The sequence below is a fragment of the Peptidiphaga sp. genome (genome assembly GCF_057238965.1).
Genome location: NZ_DBHHEV010000003.1, coordinates 37,401 through 53,867, shown reverse-complemented (window position 1 = coordinate 53,867; position 16,467 = coordinate 37,401). Strand labels below are relative to the sequence as shown.

The window sequence follows — 16,467 nt, the reverse complement described above, 5'->3', positions numbered from 1 at the left end:
TGCGGATGCAGGCGCATCTGCCTGGGTTCCGAATTCTGCGCCGGCCTGAGCTTCGGATTCATTGTCCGTTCCAGCGCCCGAGGCGGCGGCAACTTCCGAAGCCGTCAGGGCGGCGTCCTTGCCAGTCTGAGTCAAGGAGCCCGAGCCGTCTGTGATGGCAAGAGTCTGTGTTTTCTCCGAGCCGCTCCGCGGGGTCGTCGGAACGCTGCCGTCGGCTGCCCCGGCCAGGCCGGAAGCGGACGACGCGCGGTCGGCGGCAGCCGCCGCCTGGTTGACGGCAGCCGATGCATTTCGCGCCCCGGCGACCGGATTTTCTGAGGCGAACACGGGAGTGCTCACGAAGATAAGCGACGCGGCCAACGAAAGGCCGGCGAAGCGTCGAATGGTCATATTTGATCCTCCAATTTTTCTCCCTCCAAAAGAGAAACGGTAATCCACCATACATCACAGACTTAACAGAATGCACATTTGTCACATTCGCAACATTTCAGCCTAAATGTACACCATGTGAGGTATAAGCGCACACGAACCGATGCGGCTTTGCCACAGCCACACAGGCCGCATTTCGTCATGTTTACAGGCACCCCAAAGGCCCCTGCAAGCCTCGGCGACGTCCACCGAACCCGAAAGCGCCCACAAACACCGCCGGACACCCGGACGCAACGGCCACACCCGTCAAGCATCTCGGCGCGCCAGGGCGTCTCTGCACCGTCCACAGGATGCCTCAGCAGGGCCCATAGCCTCGCGGCGATTGGCGGGGCGGCCTCGGCAAAACGCGAAAGCCCCGGATTTCGCTGCACTGCCAGCCTCATCGCAACATCGACGCACCCGCCTTCAGATCCGCAGTTGCAATGTCCAGGCACTTTTCCGAACGCTCAACCCAAGCCAAGCCACTTTTCTTGGAATTTCACTCCGGAAACTCGGCGCTTACCCCTAAAGGGCACACAAAATCGGGCTTCGACGCCCGCCATAGCTCACGCCGGCCTTCCGCACGGCGCCCACTTCCCTCGCCTCGCCGCGACGGCTATTTCTCGCCTCGCCGTGACAAGCGGACAAGCAGCTCCTCCCGCGCTTTCAGCCCGGCTCGCAGCGCCCAGCGCAACGGCGCCTGCCAAGGCTTGGAGTAAACCCCGTCGAGGTATCGGGCGGCCGAACGATGGTGCGCGCGGATCATGTTCTCTGGCTTGTTCCGCCAGCTTGCGCCCTGATCGTGCACCACTTCGGCGTCGGGGATGAAAACGCTCTGCCACCCCGCAGAGGCCAGCTGCTCTCCCAGCGTCGTGTCCTCGAAGAACATGAAGTACGACTCGTCGAACCCGCCGACGGCGTCGAATGCCTCGCGCCGAAGCAGCAGGCACGAGCCGGAGAGCCAGTCGACGACATGGGCCCGCGTGGTGTCGGCGTTTTCGCGATAGGCTCGCGAGAACGGGTTGTTCGGCCAAACTCCGCCCAAAAGCGCATGCCCGACGCCGGAAACGAGCCGCGGGAACTTGCGGGCGGAGGGGTAGACGGTTCCCGCGCGATCGCGCACAAGCGGCCCGAAGGCTCCCCCGCGAGGCCACGCGGCCGCGGCGGCGATCAGCTTGTCGATGGCGCCGGGCAGAAAGACGACGTCGGGGTTGACCACGACGATCCACTCGGAGTCCCGCGAATCAAGCGAACCCTCGCCGGAAGGCGCACGTGAAAGGCCAGATTCATTCGCGGCGGGAAACTCGACGTCCGCACCGGCCAAGCCCTGAACGTCGGCCGGCCCTTGTGCCTTGAGCGGCCGCCTGTCGAGCGATCCCGCAGCCGGGCCGGGCGCAGCCGCGCTCTGTTCGCGCAGCGCTTTCACACCGCGGTTGACAGCCGTTCCATAACCGAGGTTCCGGCCCGGCCTGAGGACGGCGGCGCCATAGATCCGCCCCACGGCGTCGACCATTTCAGCTTCGGTCCCGTTGTCGACGACGACGACGTCGACGGCCCTGCGCGTGGCCTCGCCGACGGACTCCGCCCACAATGCGAGCTCCTCCCCCGGGTTGAAGGCGACGGTGACAATCCTCAGGCGTTCGGTGTTCACTGAATAAGACTAACCTCCCGCAGCGCTTCGCGTTTCCAGAGTCCGTCTCCCAGCCGTTCCGAGGCGGAGGGAAGGGCGCCGCAACTCCATGCCTCGAAGCACGGCTCTACGCCCCGAAGCAAGGCTCCACGCCCCGAAGCACGGCTCCATGCCTCGAAGCACGGCTCCACGCCCCGAAGCACCGCAGCTTTCGACCTCGTTCTCAATTCGGACAATGCCCGCTTTTCAAGCGCCTCCGCTCCGAACTCCACGCACTCCGCGCGACTGCGTTCCAAGCTGCACGCCGCCGGCGAGCACCGCACACCCAAGAATCTTGCCCCCATTCGCGCAGACCCGCGGCGGTTTGGGCATCCTCCGCACTCGCCTCCGGGATCCGGCCCCGTTCGCACAGACCCGCCGCCCGGGACCGGCGAGCACCGCACACCCAGGAATCTGGGCGAATGCACACCCTCTCACCCTCGACTGTGTCAAGCCTCCAACCACTGTGAAAACCGCTACATTTCGCGGAAGACGCTTACGTCGGCAGTCATCGGCCACGTCTGCACATTTGGGTCGGATGACCCGCGGGTGTTCTCGGACTTTAACCCGTTACTTCACCGTCCACACTTATCGACATCGATGTCGGCCTCGGTCTCACAACTCCCCAACGGCAAGCATTCCCCGCTCTCCCACAGGAACGGCACGTACTATTGGCAAGGTGAGTAGAAAACAACGCGATGCCGCCCATATGGCGGCCGGCCGTCGATCACGGCACATTTTCAGGATCGCGGCACTGTGCCTTTCCGCGCTCCTGCTGACAGGTGCTTCGGCCCTTGTTTTCATGTACTTCCGCCTGAACGGCAACATCGAGAAGTACGACCCGCGGAAAGACCTCGGCAGCGATCGCCCAACGATCGACAAGCAAGCCGGAAAGTCGGTGAATTTCCTCCTCATCGGATCGGATTATCGCAGCGGGGATTCGGACGTGGACGGAGCCGGGTCTTCAGGCGACGTGGTCGGAATGCGCTCAGACACGACGATGCTCGTGCATGTTTCCGCGGATCGCAAACGAGTCGAAGTCGTCTCCATCCCCCGCGACACCCTCGTCGACATTCCCGAATGCAATGTGAGAGACAAAGACGATGACGACAAAGTCCTCTACACGACCGAACCGCAAAAGAACGCTCGATTCAACACCGCCTTCGCCAAAGGCGGGGCCAAGCTCAACACCGGTTCGGCAGCGGCATGCACAATGAAAACAGTTGAGAAGCTGACCGGGAAAAGGCTGCGCATCGACAATTTCATGGTTATCAACTTCGCCGCTTTCAAGGGAATCGTGAACGAGCTTGGAGGAGTGCCTTCTTACTTCGCTGAGGACGTCAACGACAAGGAGGCGGGCCTCAAAGTCAAGGCGGGATGCCGCCTTCTCGACGGCGACCAGGCGCTGGCCTTGGCCCGAGCCCGCAAAAGCCTGGGCGACGGCTCTGACCTCGGCAGGGTGAGCAGACAGCAGGAGCTAGTCAAAACCATTATGACTGAGGCGATGGACCTTGACCTGGTGGGGGATGCGAGCAAGCTGTACAGCATCCTCGACGCCACCACTAAAAACATCGCCGCGAACAAGGAATTCGGAGACATCCGCAATCTCGCAGGCCTAGCCTCTTCTCTCCAGAACGTCGCCCCGAGCGACGTCAAATTCCTCACGATGCCTTTCGAGCACAAGGGCGCCTACGTCGTCCCGCGCAAAGAGGCGGACAAACTTTGGGCGAGCATAGCCAAAGACAAGCCCGTGACGATGACGGTCGACCCGGCCGAGGGCACCGTCACGGACAGCGAGTCCCCTTCCCAAACTCCGGCGAACCCGGGAGGAAGCGCGGAGAATGCCGCCAAAGAGAGCCCGGCGTCGCCCGAGGCCTCCCAGTCGGCTAAGAAGCCTTCGCCCTCAAGCACGAAGACCCCGGTTTGCACTAGGAACAACGCCAAGTAAGCGGGTGCCCTATGACACAGCCTCCGTCCTTCGAGCCTGCCAAAAAAGCCGCGCGCCCAGACTCCTCGGGAGCCAAGGAAGTGGTCAGCGGCCGCTCCGGCGGCACGGGCAGCACGTCTGAGCAGCTTCAAGAGTGGGCTGCCATCGACGGTCGCCCGCCGCGACGTCAGCGCTCTCTGCTCGAAAAAGAACTCGGAATCGACCCGAACGAGCAGCGCGGTTCGGCGTCGCAGTCCGGTTCGGCGTCGCAGCGCGTTTCTCGCTCCCGGTCGGGGGCTGCCGAGCAGCTTGGCTCCGCCCCGCAAGGCAGGTCCCTTCAACAGCCCGGTTCCGCTCAGCAGGCAGGGTCCGCAACGTCGGCTTCCGAGGCCTCTCACAGCGCACGCCGCTCCGGGTCCACGAGCGTCGCCCGGCCCGGAGGAAGCGCGCGGCGCCTTGACGACGATCCCGCCGCGGGCGCCTCTCGCCCGTCCCAGCCTTCTTCCTACCCTCCCGCCTCGCGGGGAGGGCCGTCGGCGTCGTCGCAGCGGCCTTCGGGCGGCGCCTCCGCCTCCAATCTGTCAGGCTCTCAGAGTCCACAGAGACCGGACTCGCTCGGCGGGCGGCCCCTTCCGGCTCCGACCGAGCCTTTCCGGGCGGCCCAGCCACAGGGCCCGACCGAGCCGCCGCGCGGCCCCACACAGCCGCCGCAAGGCCCGACGGAATCGGGAGGCGGGCTCTATCCGCCGTCGAAGCCTCGCCGCAGGCACCCTTGGCGTCGGCGCATAGGCATCGCCCTCGTCGTCCTTCTGGTGCTTCTCATCGCCTGGCCGGCGTATCTCATCCATTACGGAAACTCGAAGCTCCACGACGTCGATGCGCTTTCCGACAAAGCCGACACCCCTGGCACGACGTACCTCGTGGTCGGCTCCGACAAGCGCGAGAAGGGCGCGATCGACGATCCCACCGCCGGGCAGCGTTCGGACACGATCATGCTCCTGCACGTCCCCGAGTCCGGGAAGCCCGCTCTCGTCTCCCTTCCCCGCGACGCCTACGTGACAATCCCTGGCAACAACGCCGGCAAGCTCAACGCGGCCTATTCGATCGGCGGGCCCAAGCTGCTCGTGCGCACCGTCGAGGAATTGAGCGGCCTGAAGGTGGACCATTACATCGAGGTTTCCATGGGCGGGGTCCAATCCCTCGTCGAGGCCGTCGGCGGAGTCAACCTCTGCTACGACGCCGACGTCAACGACCGCGACTCGGGCCTGGTGTGGACAAAGGGCTGCCACGACGCCGACGGCCCCACAGCCCTTGCCTTTTCGCGAATGCGCAAAGCCGACCCTCTCGGGGACATCGGCCGAGCGCTCCGCCAGCGTCAGGTCGTCTCGAAGGTCGTCTCCAAAGCGGCCTCGCCCTCCACGCTCATCAACCCGATGCGCCAGCGTTCCCTCGTCGGCACGGTGGCCGAGCATCTGACCGTCGACCCCGACACCGGCATGGTCGCCCTGGGCAAGGCGGGATTGAGCATTCGCGGCGTCATGGGCCCCGACGGGCTGATGGGCGCGCCGCCCATTTCGAGCATGAACTACCGGGTGGGCCAGCAGTCGGCCGTGCGCCTCGATCCCGCCAAGATTGACGGGTTCTTCGAAAAGCTCCGCAACGGGACTCTGACGTCGTCCGATTTCTTTTCCCCTCTGTAAGGGCGGAATCGCCTTAGCGGCGGGTGCGGTCGGCTCCAACAGCGCACCGAATCGCTGCGACGGCGGGAACGCATTGCGACAGCGCGCTTCGCCGCCGTAAGGACATTCGCCAGCCGTTCAGCCCGATGCGGACCGTTCAGCCCTCGAGCTTGCGGCGCAGCGCGGCCCCTTTGGCCTTGGCCGTCTTCCTGAGCCCGTCCTGGAATTCCGCCATTCGATCGCGAACGTCCCGGTCCGCCGGGGCGCTGCCGACGATGCGCGCGGCGAGAAGCCCGGCGTTCCGGGCCCCGGCAATCGACACCGTCGCCACCGGCACGCCCGCGGGCATTTGGACGATCGACAGGAGCGAGTCCATTCCGTCAAGATGCCGCAGCGGCACCGGGACGCCGATGACGGGCAACGGCGTCAAGGCGGCGAGCATCCCCGGAAGATGGGCCGCGCCCCCCGCGCCCGCGATGATCGCGCGAAGCCCCCTCTCGCTTGCCTTGCGCCCATATTCGACCATGTCTTCGGGCATCCGGTGAGCCGAGACGACGTCGACCTCGTAGGCGATACCAAACTCGTCAAGCGCCGCGGCGGCGTCTTCCATGACCTTCCAGTCCGAATCCGAGCCCATGACGATTCCAACGATTGCGTTCATGCCTTGATTTTCTCACGAGGAGCTCGGGTCCGCTTCCTTGCGAAGGGTGCGCAGCCGCTTCCTCGCGAGAAGATTCGCGGCCGCCTCCGCGAAGGGCGCGCGGCACCGCTGCGGTTCCCGCGCCGTTGCGCTTCGGGCATGCGCGGCCGCGGCTCCCGCCTCTTCTCCGTCTGGGAATCGCGGGTTCAGTCGAGCGCGGTCGCGCCTGTCGCTGGCGCACCGCGCCCCGCCAGCGCCTCGACCGTCTCGCGCGCTTGGGCTCTCGCCGCGTCGAGATCGTCGCCGCACACGGTGACGTGGCCCAGCTTGCGGCCCGGCCTCACCTCCTTGCCGTACACGTGAATCTTCGCCGAAGGGTGCAAGGCCATCGCCTCGGGGTAGGCGTCGCGGGGGTCCTCGAGCTCCGAGCCGAGCAGGTTGACCATCACGGCCCAAGGGGCCAGCAAGTCCGTGGACCCAAGGGGAAGGTCAAGCACGGCCCGGAGGTGCTGCTCGAATTGGCTCGTCACCGCGCCTTCGATCGTCCAGTGGCCGGAGTTGTGCGGACGCATCGCCAGCTCGTTGACCAGAATGCGCCCGGCGTCGTCGACGAACATTTCGACGGCGAGCATCCCCACCACGCCAAGCTCCTCGGCCACGGCCTTCGCGATGTCGGCGGCGCGCCCGGCGACGTCGGAAGAAACCCGCGCGGGCGCAATGGTTTCGGCGCACACTCCCCCGCGCTGGATCGTTTCGACGGCGCACCAGCTTGCGATCTCGCCGCCTGGGCGACGGGCGACGAGCTGGGAGATCTCGCACGTGAAGGGCACGAGTTCCTCGATGAGCAGCCCCTCGCCTCCTGCCGCATCCAGCCACTGGCCCAAAGGCGCCGACGTCTCGCATCGGCCGTCGGGCGCCAGCCTGATTTCGGCGACGCCCTTCCCGTCGTACCCGTCGCGCGGCGTCTTGACGACGGCCCGCCCGCCGAGCTCTCGCAGCGCGGACGCGATCTCTTCGTCGTTCCTCGCGGCGAACCAGCGCGGGCACTCGATTCCCGCGTCGGTCAGCCTTCGCCGCATGAGCAGCTTGTCCTGAGCAAAGGCGAGCGCCGACGCTCCCGGGCGCACGGGGGCGACGTCAGCCGCCGCGGCAAGGATCTCGTCCGGCACGTGCTCGTGTTCCACGGTCACTGCGTCGACGCCGCGTGCGAGAGCAAGGACGGCGTCGGCGTCGTCGGCCGCTCCGACGACGGAAAGCGGAACGACTTGGCCCGTGGCGCCGTCGGGCGCTTCGACCAGAGCGCGCAGCTCGATTCCCAGGGCGATGGCCGCTTCCTGCATCATGCGGGCAAGCTGGCCTCCGCCCACTACGCCGACCCGCGGCGCGCCCGCCACGGCCCCTGTCCCGACGACTTTGCTATCGGACACGTTCCCTCCTGTGTTTTTCACATTTCAGCCTATGTCTTTTTCCCATTATCCCCGGTTACACTTACGTGGTGCTGTCGAATCTCATAAGCAAACTTCTGCGGGGCCAGACTTTCCGAGAGTGGTTTGTCGAGTTCTTACAGTTTTGCACCGTGGGCTTGGGCGCCTACATCGTCGACGTCGGCCTTTTCAATCTTTTGGCCTACTCGCTTCCGATCGACCTTCCCGGCGACAAATCGCTCACCGCCAAGATCGTCTCCGTGACCGTTTCCGTGATCTTCGCCTGGGTCGCCAACAGGCTGTGGACGTTCAAAAAGAGGCGCAGCGAGAACAAGGGGCGGGAATTCGCCATGTTCGCGCTCGTGAACCTCGGCGGCCTGGTCATCGCCCTCGGCTGCCTGGGCTTTTCCCGCTACGTCCTGCATTTGACGACCCAGTTTGCGGACAACGTCTCCGGCAACGTCGTCGGCCTCGTGCTCGGCACAGCCTTCCGGTACGTCATGTACCGCTATTTCGTGTTTGCCCCGGCCTCTCACGACAAGAAAGTCGCCGCTCGCGGCGCAAGGGCCGCCTGCGTTTAAAGAAAAAAGCTTCGACAAGTCCGACGGCTTGTCGTCGGCGCCCGCGACAGACCCTGGGCAAACCGGTCCAGACCTCGGACGATGTCCCTATCGCCGCCGCCTGCGCGCGCCCACCGAGACGATTGCCCCGGCCGGGAGGATATCCTGCGGATTGATCGACTTTGGGACGGCGTTGAGGGTCAGCCGGAAGATCGGCGGCGCCGCCTGCGCCAGCTCGAGCCTGCCGCCCGCGCCCTCGGCGAGGCTGCGCGCCAGCGGAAGGCCGATTCCAGTTGAGCCGCCGGTCGAGACGCCCTTGTTGAAGATCGCATCGACAAGGTCCTCGCGTATGCCCTCGCCTTCGTCGGAGATGTCGATCACCACTCCCTTGCCGACTTTCCGCGCCGCGACTTTCGTCGTCCCCCCGCCGTATTTGAGGGAGTTCTCGATGAGGGTCGCGACGATCTGCGCGAGGGCGCCGGGCGTTGCGAGAACGGCCACTCCGGCGTCGTCCTCGAATACGAGGCGTCTGTCGGCCTTGGCGAAAGAGCGCTCCCACTCATCGGACTGCTGTTCGAAGAGCTTGGAGAGGGAAACCGCCTCGGTGCTGGCCTCAACCGCGCGGGAGGAGCGCAGCAGATCGGCGACGACGCCGGTGAGCCGCTCCACCTGTTCCAGGCACGAGGCGGCCTCCTGACGGACCTCCTCTTGCTCGGAAAGGTACTCGATCTCCTCAAGCCGCATCGACAAGGCGGTGAGCGGCGTGCGCAGCTGGTGCGAGGCGTCCGCGGCGAACTGCCTCTCGGCGGCGATGCGCCCGGCCATGCGGTCCGCGGTTCTCACGAGCTCCTCGTAGACGAGGTCGATCTCCTCTATTCCGGATTTCTTCATGCGCGGGCTCGCCTGACCGGCGCCGATCTGCTCCGCGGCCGCGGCGAGGTAGATGAGCGGCGCGGATATTTTCCGCGACTGACGGCGCGCCAAAGCGACGGCCACAAGGAACGACACCGCGACGGCGGCCCCGCCAAGGGAGATGAACAAACCGATCCTGCGCCACACAGCGCTTCGCTCTATGCCCACCGTCACCTGCGCCCCCGAGGTTCCCGTGGCCGTGTGCTCGATGGCGTCCTCGTCGGTTTGCGCGCCGACTTCCGCCTTCTCCCCCGAGATCGCGACACGGACGAACATGGGGTATGTCGCGCCATCGACGGTCGCGCGCATGACGTCGAGGGGCAGGACGTCGAAGTTGCCCTGCTGCCCTCTGCCCTTCAGCCCTTCGCGCTGATCCGAGACGTTCTTGTCGACGACGTTGGCGATCTGCGTCGCCCGGCGATGGACGTCCTCGTCCGCGCTGCGAAGGATGTAGAGCGAGCCCAAGGCCATACCCGGCAGGCCGAGCAGGAGGACGGCGACCGTCACGGCGACCGTCGTCATCGTGAGGGCCCGCCTGCGCATCGCTCACTCCCTTTCGAGACGGAATCCCACTCCGCGCACCGTCGAAATGTAGCGCGGATCCGAGACGGAATCCCCGAGCTTCCGGCGCAGCCACGAAACGTGCATGTCGAGCTTCTTCGAGGCGTCGTCCTCCGGCGCGTCCCACACGTCCCGCATGATGTCAGCGCGGGAAACCGCCTGCCCGGCGTTGCGCGCGAGGACCACGAGCAGGTCGTACTCCTTGCCGGAGACCCCGAGTTCCGTCGTTCCTCGGACGACCCTGTGGGCGGGAACGTCGATGACCAAATCCTGGACGCGGATGACGTCGCTCTCGCTGGCTTCGCTTCGGCGCAGCACTGCACGCACCCGCGCGAGAAGCTCGGCGAGGCGGAAAGGCTTGGTGACGTAGTCGTCGGCTCCGGCGTCGAGGCCGACGACCATGTCGACCTCTTCCGAACGGGCCGTGAGGATGAGAATCGGAAATATCCACCCTTGGGAGCGTGCATGGCGTGCGACGTCAAGGCCGTCCATGTCGGGAAGGCCGAGGTCCAGGATGGCGACGTCCACGCCGCCGCCCATCGCCTCAATGGCGTCCCGGCCGGTCTCCGCCAAATGCACGTCGTATCCCTCCCGCCCGAGGGCGCGCAGGAGTGGTCCGGAGATCGCGGTGTCGTCCTCTACAAGAAGCATCTTCGTCATGAGCTGATTCTAATGCAATTCCGTTACAATTTGCCTGCCCGTCTTAGGAAATCTTTACTCTTAAAACACCGAGTCGCAGGCCGCCGCTTTCCGAGGGCTTAACGGCGCTCCCAGTTCATAAAGAACGCATACCCAAAAGGCCGTCCCTTCGCTTGCGTACAAGCCGATCCCCCGCCCGGGCGGCCGCCCGAATCGCGGCAGTTTCCTCTAGCGTCGCGCAAGCGCCGGGCGCTCGCCCAAGCAAAGGGCCGTCACGACGAGGGCATCCTCCGCACCTCGACCGCTTCGATCTTTCCGAAACCTTGAAGATTCGGGCTTCCGGCCTGAACGAGGGTGTAGCGGCCGGGCACGAGCGAACGCAAGGTTTCCGCGGTTTCGCTGTCGGTCAGGATCGTCCCCGATTCGGCGACGTCGACCAAACGCGAAGCAAGGTTGACCTTGGGCCCGAAAATGTCGCCAAAGCGCGAGACGACGCCTCCCCACACGAGGGAGGCTCGCACCGGGAGCATGCCGGGCACCTTCCGCAGTTCGTCCACGACGTTCGTCACCACCCGCGCGCCGGTGTCGAGGTCGTCGGCGATGTAGAGAAAGGCGTCTCCGATGCTCTTGACCACCCGCGCGCCGTGGGCGTGTATGGCCATGCGGCAGGTGAAGTCGAACTCCTCGACGAGCTCGATGAACTCGGCCGACCCCAGCTCGTTCGATCGATTCGTGAAGGCCACCATGTCGATGAATCCGAAGGCCCTGCGCAGGGTGACGTCGGAGGCCTCGGTCAACTCCATCTGGGAGACTTCCGTCTCGCTGCGTCGGAGAAGGGCGACCATGTGGCGCCTCCACGAGTATTCCATCTGCCGACGCAGATAATCCTCGTAGTCGACAATGTTGTCGAGGACCCAGAACCTGGCCGAGATCCCGTCAAGCCCGAGTTCCCTGCGCGCATAGTCGACGAGCACCTCGTGCTGCCAAAGAACGAGGCGGTCGGACATGTGGGATTGGGCGCGATTGAGCGATTCCAACGTTTCGTGGGTCAGCAGGCCCGAGCGAAGCGCCTTCGCGTGAAGCCGCATGGCGTCGACGTCGCCGTCGGTGAATATCCGTTTCTCGCGACTCTCCGAGACCGTGGGAAAACCCATGGCCAGCCAGAAGCGGAGGGCCGTTTCGACGTCGAGCCCCGCGAGCTCGGCCGCCTGCAGGAGGGAATATCGCTCCCCTCCGCCGAGCATGCCGCGCGCATGCCGTTCGACGGTGTTGAGAGGCATGCTTTCATCGACCGACCGGCTCTCATCGTCCTGCCGCCTCTCATCGATCTGTCGGCTTTCGACGCCGGAAAGCCCCTTCTCGTTGCGGTCCACGGCCTCGTCTCCGGACCCGTCGTCCGTTTCCAGTCCTTTTACATCGTGCAATTGTGTCACGTACCTCCCTCGTTTTGTGCCTTCAATCACACACTATACGGCACGGCGGAGGCCCGCGTCACGCGTTGTGGATGAGCGTCGCCCGTCGAGTGGCGGCTCGGAGGAGATCGGCGCCGCCGAAAAGCAGGCAGAGACGGAAGAAACCGGCGCCTGCGCCCCAAGAGCCCATGACAACTGATCCTGGCCCCGTCTGCCGCGGCGGCCGCGCCTCAGCCCGCCGCCCTTCAGCCCAAAGACTCCAGGTCTGCCCATAAACTCCGGGTCTGCCCAAAAACTCCAAGAATTGCGCTCATGGACAGGCGGACAGCCAGCCGCGTCCCCTGCCTCGAAGAGGCGCCGGCACAACGACGCTCTTTCCCGACAGGTTCAACGACGCTCTTTCCCGGCAGGCTCAACGACGCTCATTTGCAACAGGCTCAATGACGCTCTTTCGCGGCAGGCTCCGCAAATCTTCCACGCCTCGAAGAAGCGCCGTGGATTGCGCCGGAGGAGAATGCTCCTATGGCCGCAAGGATTCGAATCGATAAACTTGGTCCATGACAAACATTCGCACCCCCAGCGCCATCGACGCACTCGCGAACGAGTACTTTCACGCAGACCTCGCTTTGTCTCCCGAAGCGGCCACCGTCGTGGGCACGGACGACGCCGACCACGGAGCCCTTTCAGACTATTCTCCCGCCGGCGTGGACGAGCAGCGCAGCTTGATATCCGGGACCCTCGCCAAGCTAAACTCCCTTCCGATCGCCGACGACGTCGATCGGATCACCGTGGCGGCGATGAACGAGCGCCTCGGGCTGGAGCTCGAGCTCATCGACTCCGGCGAGAGGTGCGGCGAGATCAACGTCATCGCCTCACCCATCCAGGGCGTCCGAGACATCTTCGACCTCATGCCCACCGAAACCGAGGCCGACTGGGACAATGTCAACCGCCGTCTCGGCGTCGTCGCCGAAGCCCTCGAAGGCTACAAGGAATCCTTGCGGCAGCGAATCGCCTCGGGGCCGCCGATCCCGGCGCGCCAGATCGAGAGGTGTGCGGAGCAGTGCGAGGGCGCCGCCGGCTCGGCCTCCCCCTTTCTCCATCTGGTGAACAAACGGCCCGAAGTCGCCGCGAACGCCGACTCGGCGCGCGTGGCCTACGGCCAGCTCGCAGATTTCCTGCGGGAGACGGCATTGCCGACGGCGGTGGAGGAAGACGCCGTGGGCCGCGAGCGCTACAGCCTCTTCTCGCGCCACTTCCTCGGCGCGGACATCGACCTCGACGAGACCTACGAATGGGGGAAGGCCGAGCTCGCGGAGATCGTCGCGGAGCAGGAAAGGACGGCGCGCGAGCTGTACGGACCCGGCGTCGGCGTGCGCGAGGTGATGGAGAGGCTGGATTCGGATCCCAAGCGCAAGCTCTCCGGCGTCGACGCCCTGCAAAGGTGGATGCAGGAGACGGCGGACGCCTCGGTTGCGGCGATGTCCGAGCATTTCGACATTCCCGAGCCGCTGCGCACGATCGAGTGCTGCCTGGCGCCGTCGGGAACCGGGATCATCTACTACACGCCCCCGACGGGCGATTTCTCGCGACCAGGCCGCATGTGGTGGTCCGTGCCTTCCGGCGTCACGGAGTTTGCGACCTGGAAGGAAAAGACCACCGTCTACCACGAAGGCGTTCCGGGCCACCACTTGCAGATCGGGCTCACAACGTACATGCGCGACTCGCTCAACGACTGGCGCCGGAACGGAACCGCGGGCGGCTGCTGGGTGTCGGGCCACGGCGAGGGCTGGGCCCTCTACGCCGAGCAGCTAATGGCCGAGCTCGGGTACATGGACGAGCTGGGCGACCGCATGGGCGTGCTCGACTCGATGCGGCTGCGCACCTCGCGCGTGGTGGTGGATCTCGGCGTTCACCTGCGCAAGAACGCCGGCCCGTGGGGCGAGGGCACGTGGGACGCCGATTCGGCGTGGCGCTTCCTGCGTGAGAACGTCGCCAGCGACGACGCCTTCCTGCGCTTCGAGCTCAACCGCTACCTGGGGTGGCCGGGGCAGGCGCCGTCGTACAAGATCGGCCAGCGCATCTGGACGCAGCTTCGCGAGGAGGCCCGGGCGAAGGAGGGCGCGAACTTCGACCTCAAGGCGTGGCACAACAGGGCCCTGTCGATCGGCTCGGTGGGCCTGGACGTTCTGCGCGAGGCCTTGGCGTGAGCGGGTCCTCACGGGGGCATGCGGGTGAGGCCGGGCATGCCGGCGATACCGGGTATGACCCAGCGGGCGAGGCCAGACGTGACCTGACGGGTGCAGCCGTGCCTGATGACCCAGCGGGCGAGGCCGGGCGTGATCTGACGGGTGCAGCCGTGCCTGATGACCCAGCGGGCGAGGCCGGGCGCAGACGATCCGCGGATCTGGCCGATGGCAAGGGTGACGCCACAGATTCGTTTGCCGAAATGCCACCTGAATTTGCCGAAATGCCACCTGAAAACGAATGGGCGAAGAAGCCGTTTGCGAATGAATCGGCGATTGATGCGCCGGGCCGGGGCTGGGTTAGCGCCGGCGCAACGCCTCAGCGGACGCGCGGCGGCAGGCTCGGCCTGACGGGAAACGGCCGGCTCCGGCTGGCTCTGGCCAGTAAATCGCCCGCGCGGCTAGCTACGCTGCGGGCCGCGGGTTTTGATCCGCTCGTCCAGGTCTCCGACGTCGACGAAGAAGCCCTCCTCGAATCGGTTCGCGGCGGGCCGGCGCAAAAGGTCCTCGCCCTCGCAACGGCGAAGGCCCGTGCTGTGGCGTATGACCCGCGCGAGGCGGCGGGGGCCGACATCGTTGTCGGCTGCGATTCGATGTTCGAGTTCGACGGCGAGGCAGTCGGCAAGCCCGGCGCCCCCGAAACGGCGCGGGAGCGCATTGCGCGCATGGCCGGGCGCAGCGGAGTCCTTCACACGGGCCACCAGATCATTCATTTGGAGAGCGGGGCGTCGCTGGGGGCGGTTTCCCACGCCGTCGTCCATTTCGCGCCGATGTCCGACGCCGAAGTCGAGGCATACGTCGCCACCGGGGAGCCGCTGCACGTGGCGGGCGCCTTCACCGTGGACGGGCTGGGCGGGCCGTTTGTCGAGAGGGTCGACGGCGACTATCACGGCGTGGTCGGCATCTCGCTGCCGCTGCTGCGCGCCATGCTGGCGAACTGGGGCGTCTCGATCACCCGGCTCTGGCAGCCGCCGGTCAAGTTGGCGGGCGATGCTACGCACTCGCCCGCTGTCGAATCTGTCTTGGCCGCCGCAGATGGCACTCCATCCGATAGCAGCATCGACAGTGGTGCCGCAGGCGTCGCCGATGCGAGCGGTGCAGCGGAAGTGCCGGCTGCCGGTTCGGGGCGTCCAAAACCCAGAGGCAAGCCACTGAGCGACAAGACACCGAGCGGCAAGCCATTGAGCGACAGGGCCCCGAGCGCCAGGCCGCTGCGCGGCAAGCCACACAGCGGCAGACGCCGAAGAGGCGCGGACGGTTTCATTTTGTGCCCCTGCGGGTCCGAACACTGGGGCTTGGCGGGCGCCGCGGGGATCCTTGCCTTCCGCGAGCGCGAATCGATCGAGGTGCTCGTGCAGCTGCGCGCCGAATGGTCGCATTCGGGCGGAACATGGTCGAACCCGGGCGGGGCGATTGGATGGTCGGAGACCCCGCTGGAGGGCGCGCTGCGCGAATTCGAGGAAGAGACGGCGATCGGCGCGGGCAGCCTCGATGTGGCCGGCAGCATCGTGCGCGATCACGGCGACTGGCGCTACACGACGTTCGCGGCCCGCTGCGAGACGGCCGAGCCCGTGCCCAACGACGAATCCCTCGCGCTCGAATGGGTGCCCCTCGACGATTTGCTGCAGGGCCGCCTCGACCGGCCCGTGCACCCCGCTTTCGCCGAAGATCTGCCGCGCCTGGCAGAGGTCATCCGCAGCGCTGCAAGCTGACCGCCCTGTCTTTCGCGGCCGTCGGTCTTTTCCCGTTCGCCAACCGGCCGTCAGCAGCCGACCGTCTTTTCCGCAGGGCCGACCGGTTCCCAGCGAACGCCCATCATTCTCTTGGTAGGCTTGGGCGCATGAGTGCAAAGAACGCGTGGGGCCGAGGCCTGGCAACTGTTTCCGACGGACGTATTCTCGACGTGTGGTATCCGGAGCTCGGATTCGGCGAACCCGCCGAGGGCGCCGACCTCGAGCTGGCCGAGACCGAAGACCAGATTCGCGCGGTCCAGACGCGGGCCGTCACGACGTCGATCGACGTCGACGCCGCTCCCGAGAACGCCGCCGACGCCTACCTGCGCCTGCACTTGCTGTCCCATCGGCTCGTGCGCCCGAACGAGATCAACCTGGAGGGAATCTTCGGCGTCCTCGAAAATGTGGCGTGGACGAATCTGGGACCCGTGGCCGTGGACAAGCTGACCGAGGTGCAGCTGCGCGCCCGCGCGGTCTGTGCGAACCTGCAGGTGCTCGGCGTCGACAAGTTCCCGCGGATGGTCGACTACGTCGTGCCTTCGGGCGTGCGCATCGCCGACGGCAACAACGTGCGCCTGGGCGCGCATCTGGCCGAGGGGACCACCGTCATGCACGCCGGTTTCGTCAATTTCAACGCGGGAACCCTGGGCAACGCGATGG

At 65.9% G+C, this 16,467-nt stretch carries 13 protein-coding genes; 6 read left to right on the top strand and 7 right to left on the bottom strand.

Going from position 1 to position 16,467, the window contains the following annotated elements:
• Window positions 1-390 (bottom strand): hypothetical protein (locus ACO48X_RS00965; protein ID WP_484999663.1); only part of this gene is annotated, 390 nt, incomplete at its 3' end.
• A gap of 634 nt (window positions 391-1,024) precedes the next feature.
• A complete protein-coding gene (locus ACO48X_RS00960; protein ID WP_484999661.1) occupies window positions 1,025-2,059 on the bottom strand; it encodes a glycosyltransferase family 2 protein in 1,035 nt (344 codons plus the stop codon).
• A gap of 697 nt (window positions 2,060-2,756) precedes the next feature.
• Between ACO48X_RS00960 and ACO48X_RS00955 the strand changes: the two genes are divergently transcribed.
• Together ACO48X_RS00955 and ACO48X_RS00950 are read left to right on the top strand one after the other, a co-directional pair.
• Window positions 2,757-4,025, top strand: coding sequence for an LCP family protein (locus ACO48X_RS00955; protein WP_484999659.1), 1,269 nt, complete (start codon window positions 2,757-2,759; stop codon window positions 4,023-4,025).
• An 11-nt stretch (window positions 4,026-4,036) separates the two neighbouring features.
• The gene (locus tag ACO48X_RS00950) at window positions 4,037-5,704 is read left to right on the top strand and encodes an LCP family protein (RefSeq protein WP_484999657.1); all 1,668 of its coding nucleotides are present in this window, start codon (window positions 4,037-4,039) and stop codon (window positions 5,702-5,704) included.
• A 136-nt stretch (window positions 5,705-5,840) separates the two neighbouring features.
• On the opposite strand, the gene purE is transcribed toward ACO48X_RS00950, so the two are convergent.
• Both purE and ACO48X_RS00940 read right to left on the bottom strand, forming a co-directional pair.
• Window positions 5,841-6,344, bottom strand: coding sequence for a 5-(carboxyamino)imidazole ribonucleotide mutase (purE, locus tag ACO48X_RS00945; protein ID WP_484999655.1), 504 nt, complete (start codon window positions 6,342-6,344; stop codon window positions 5,841-5,843).
• 185 nt (window positions 6,345-6,529) lie between these two features.
• Window positions 6,530-7,750 (bottom strand): 5-(carboxyamino)imidazole ribonucleotide synthase, encoded by a 1,221-nt coding sequence (locus ACO48X_RS00940; protein WP_484999653.1) that lies wholly within the window; start codon window positions 7,748-7,750, stop codon window positions 6,530-6,532.
• Between the two features lie 68 nt (window positions 7,751-7,818).
• On the opposite strand from ACO48X_RS00940, the gene ACO48X_RS00935 reads away from it, so the two are divergent.
• Window positions 7,819-8,328: a GtrA family protein gene (locus ACO48X_RS00935; protein ID WP_484999651.1), complete on the top strand. Its 510-nt coding sequence runs from the start codon at window positions 7,819-7,821 to the stop codon at window positions 8,326-8,328.
• Between the two features lie 87 nt (window positions 8,329-8,415).
• Here ACO48X_RS00935 and ACO48X_RS00930 read toward each other — a convergent pair whose 3' ends face one another.
• The 3 genes from ACO48X_RS00930 to ACO48X_RS00920 all read right to left on the bottom strand — a co-directional run bounded on the left by ACO48X_RS00930 (window position 8,416) and on the right by ACO48X_RS00920 (window position 11,852).
• Entirely contained in the window at window positions 8,416-9,762 is a 1,347-nt protein-coding gene (locus tag ACO48X_RS00930; protein WP_484999649.1) for a sensor histidine kinase, read from the bottom strand.
• Window positions 9,763-9,765: 3 nt separating this feature from the next.
• Window positions 9,766-10,440 carry a response regulator transcription factor gene (locus ACO48X_RS00925; protein ID WP_484999647.1) on the bottom strand — a complete coding sequence of 225 codons (675 nt, stop codon included), beginning with the start codon at window positions 10,438-10,440 and terminating at the stop codon, window positions 9,766-9,768.
• Window positions 10,441-10,691: 251 nt separating this feature from the next.
• Complete coding sequence (locus ACO48X_RS00920; protein WP_484999645.1) at window positions 10,692-11,852, bottom strand: adenylate/guanylate cyclase domain-containing protein; 1,161 nt, start codon at window positions 11,850-11,852, stop codon at window positions 10,692-10,694.
• Between the two features lie 536 nt (window positions 11,853-12,388).
• Here ACO48X_RS00920 and ACO48X_RS00915 point away from each other — a divergent pair.
• The 3 genes from ACO48X_RS00915 to ACO48X_RS00905 all read left to right on the top strand — a co-directional run.
• Entirely contained in the window at window positions 12,389-14,038 is a 1,650-nt protein-coding gene (locus ACO48X_RS00915; RefSeq protein WP_484999643.1) for a DUF885 domain-containing protein, read from the top strand.
• Window positions 14,039-14,298: 260 nt separating this feature from the next.
• Complete coding sequence (locus tag ACO48X_RS00910) at window positions 14,299-15,786, top strand: Maf family nucleotide pyrophosphatase (protein ID WP_484999641.1); 1,488 nt, start codon at window positions 14,299-14,301, stop codon at window positions 15,784-15,786.
• Between the two features lie 128 nt (window positions 15,787-15,914).
• The coding region (locus tag ACO48X_RS00905; RefSeq protein ID WP_484999639.1) for a 2,3,4,5-tetrahydropyridine-2,6-dicarboxylate N-succinyltransferase at window positions 15,915-16,467 on the top strand (553 nt) is incomplete at its 3' end.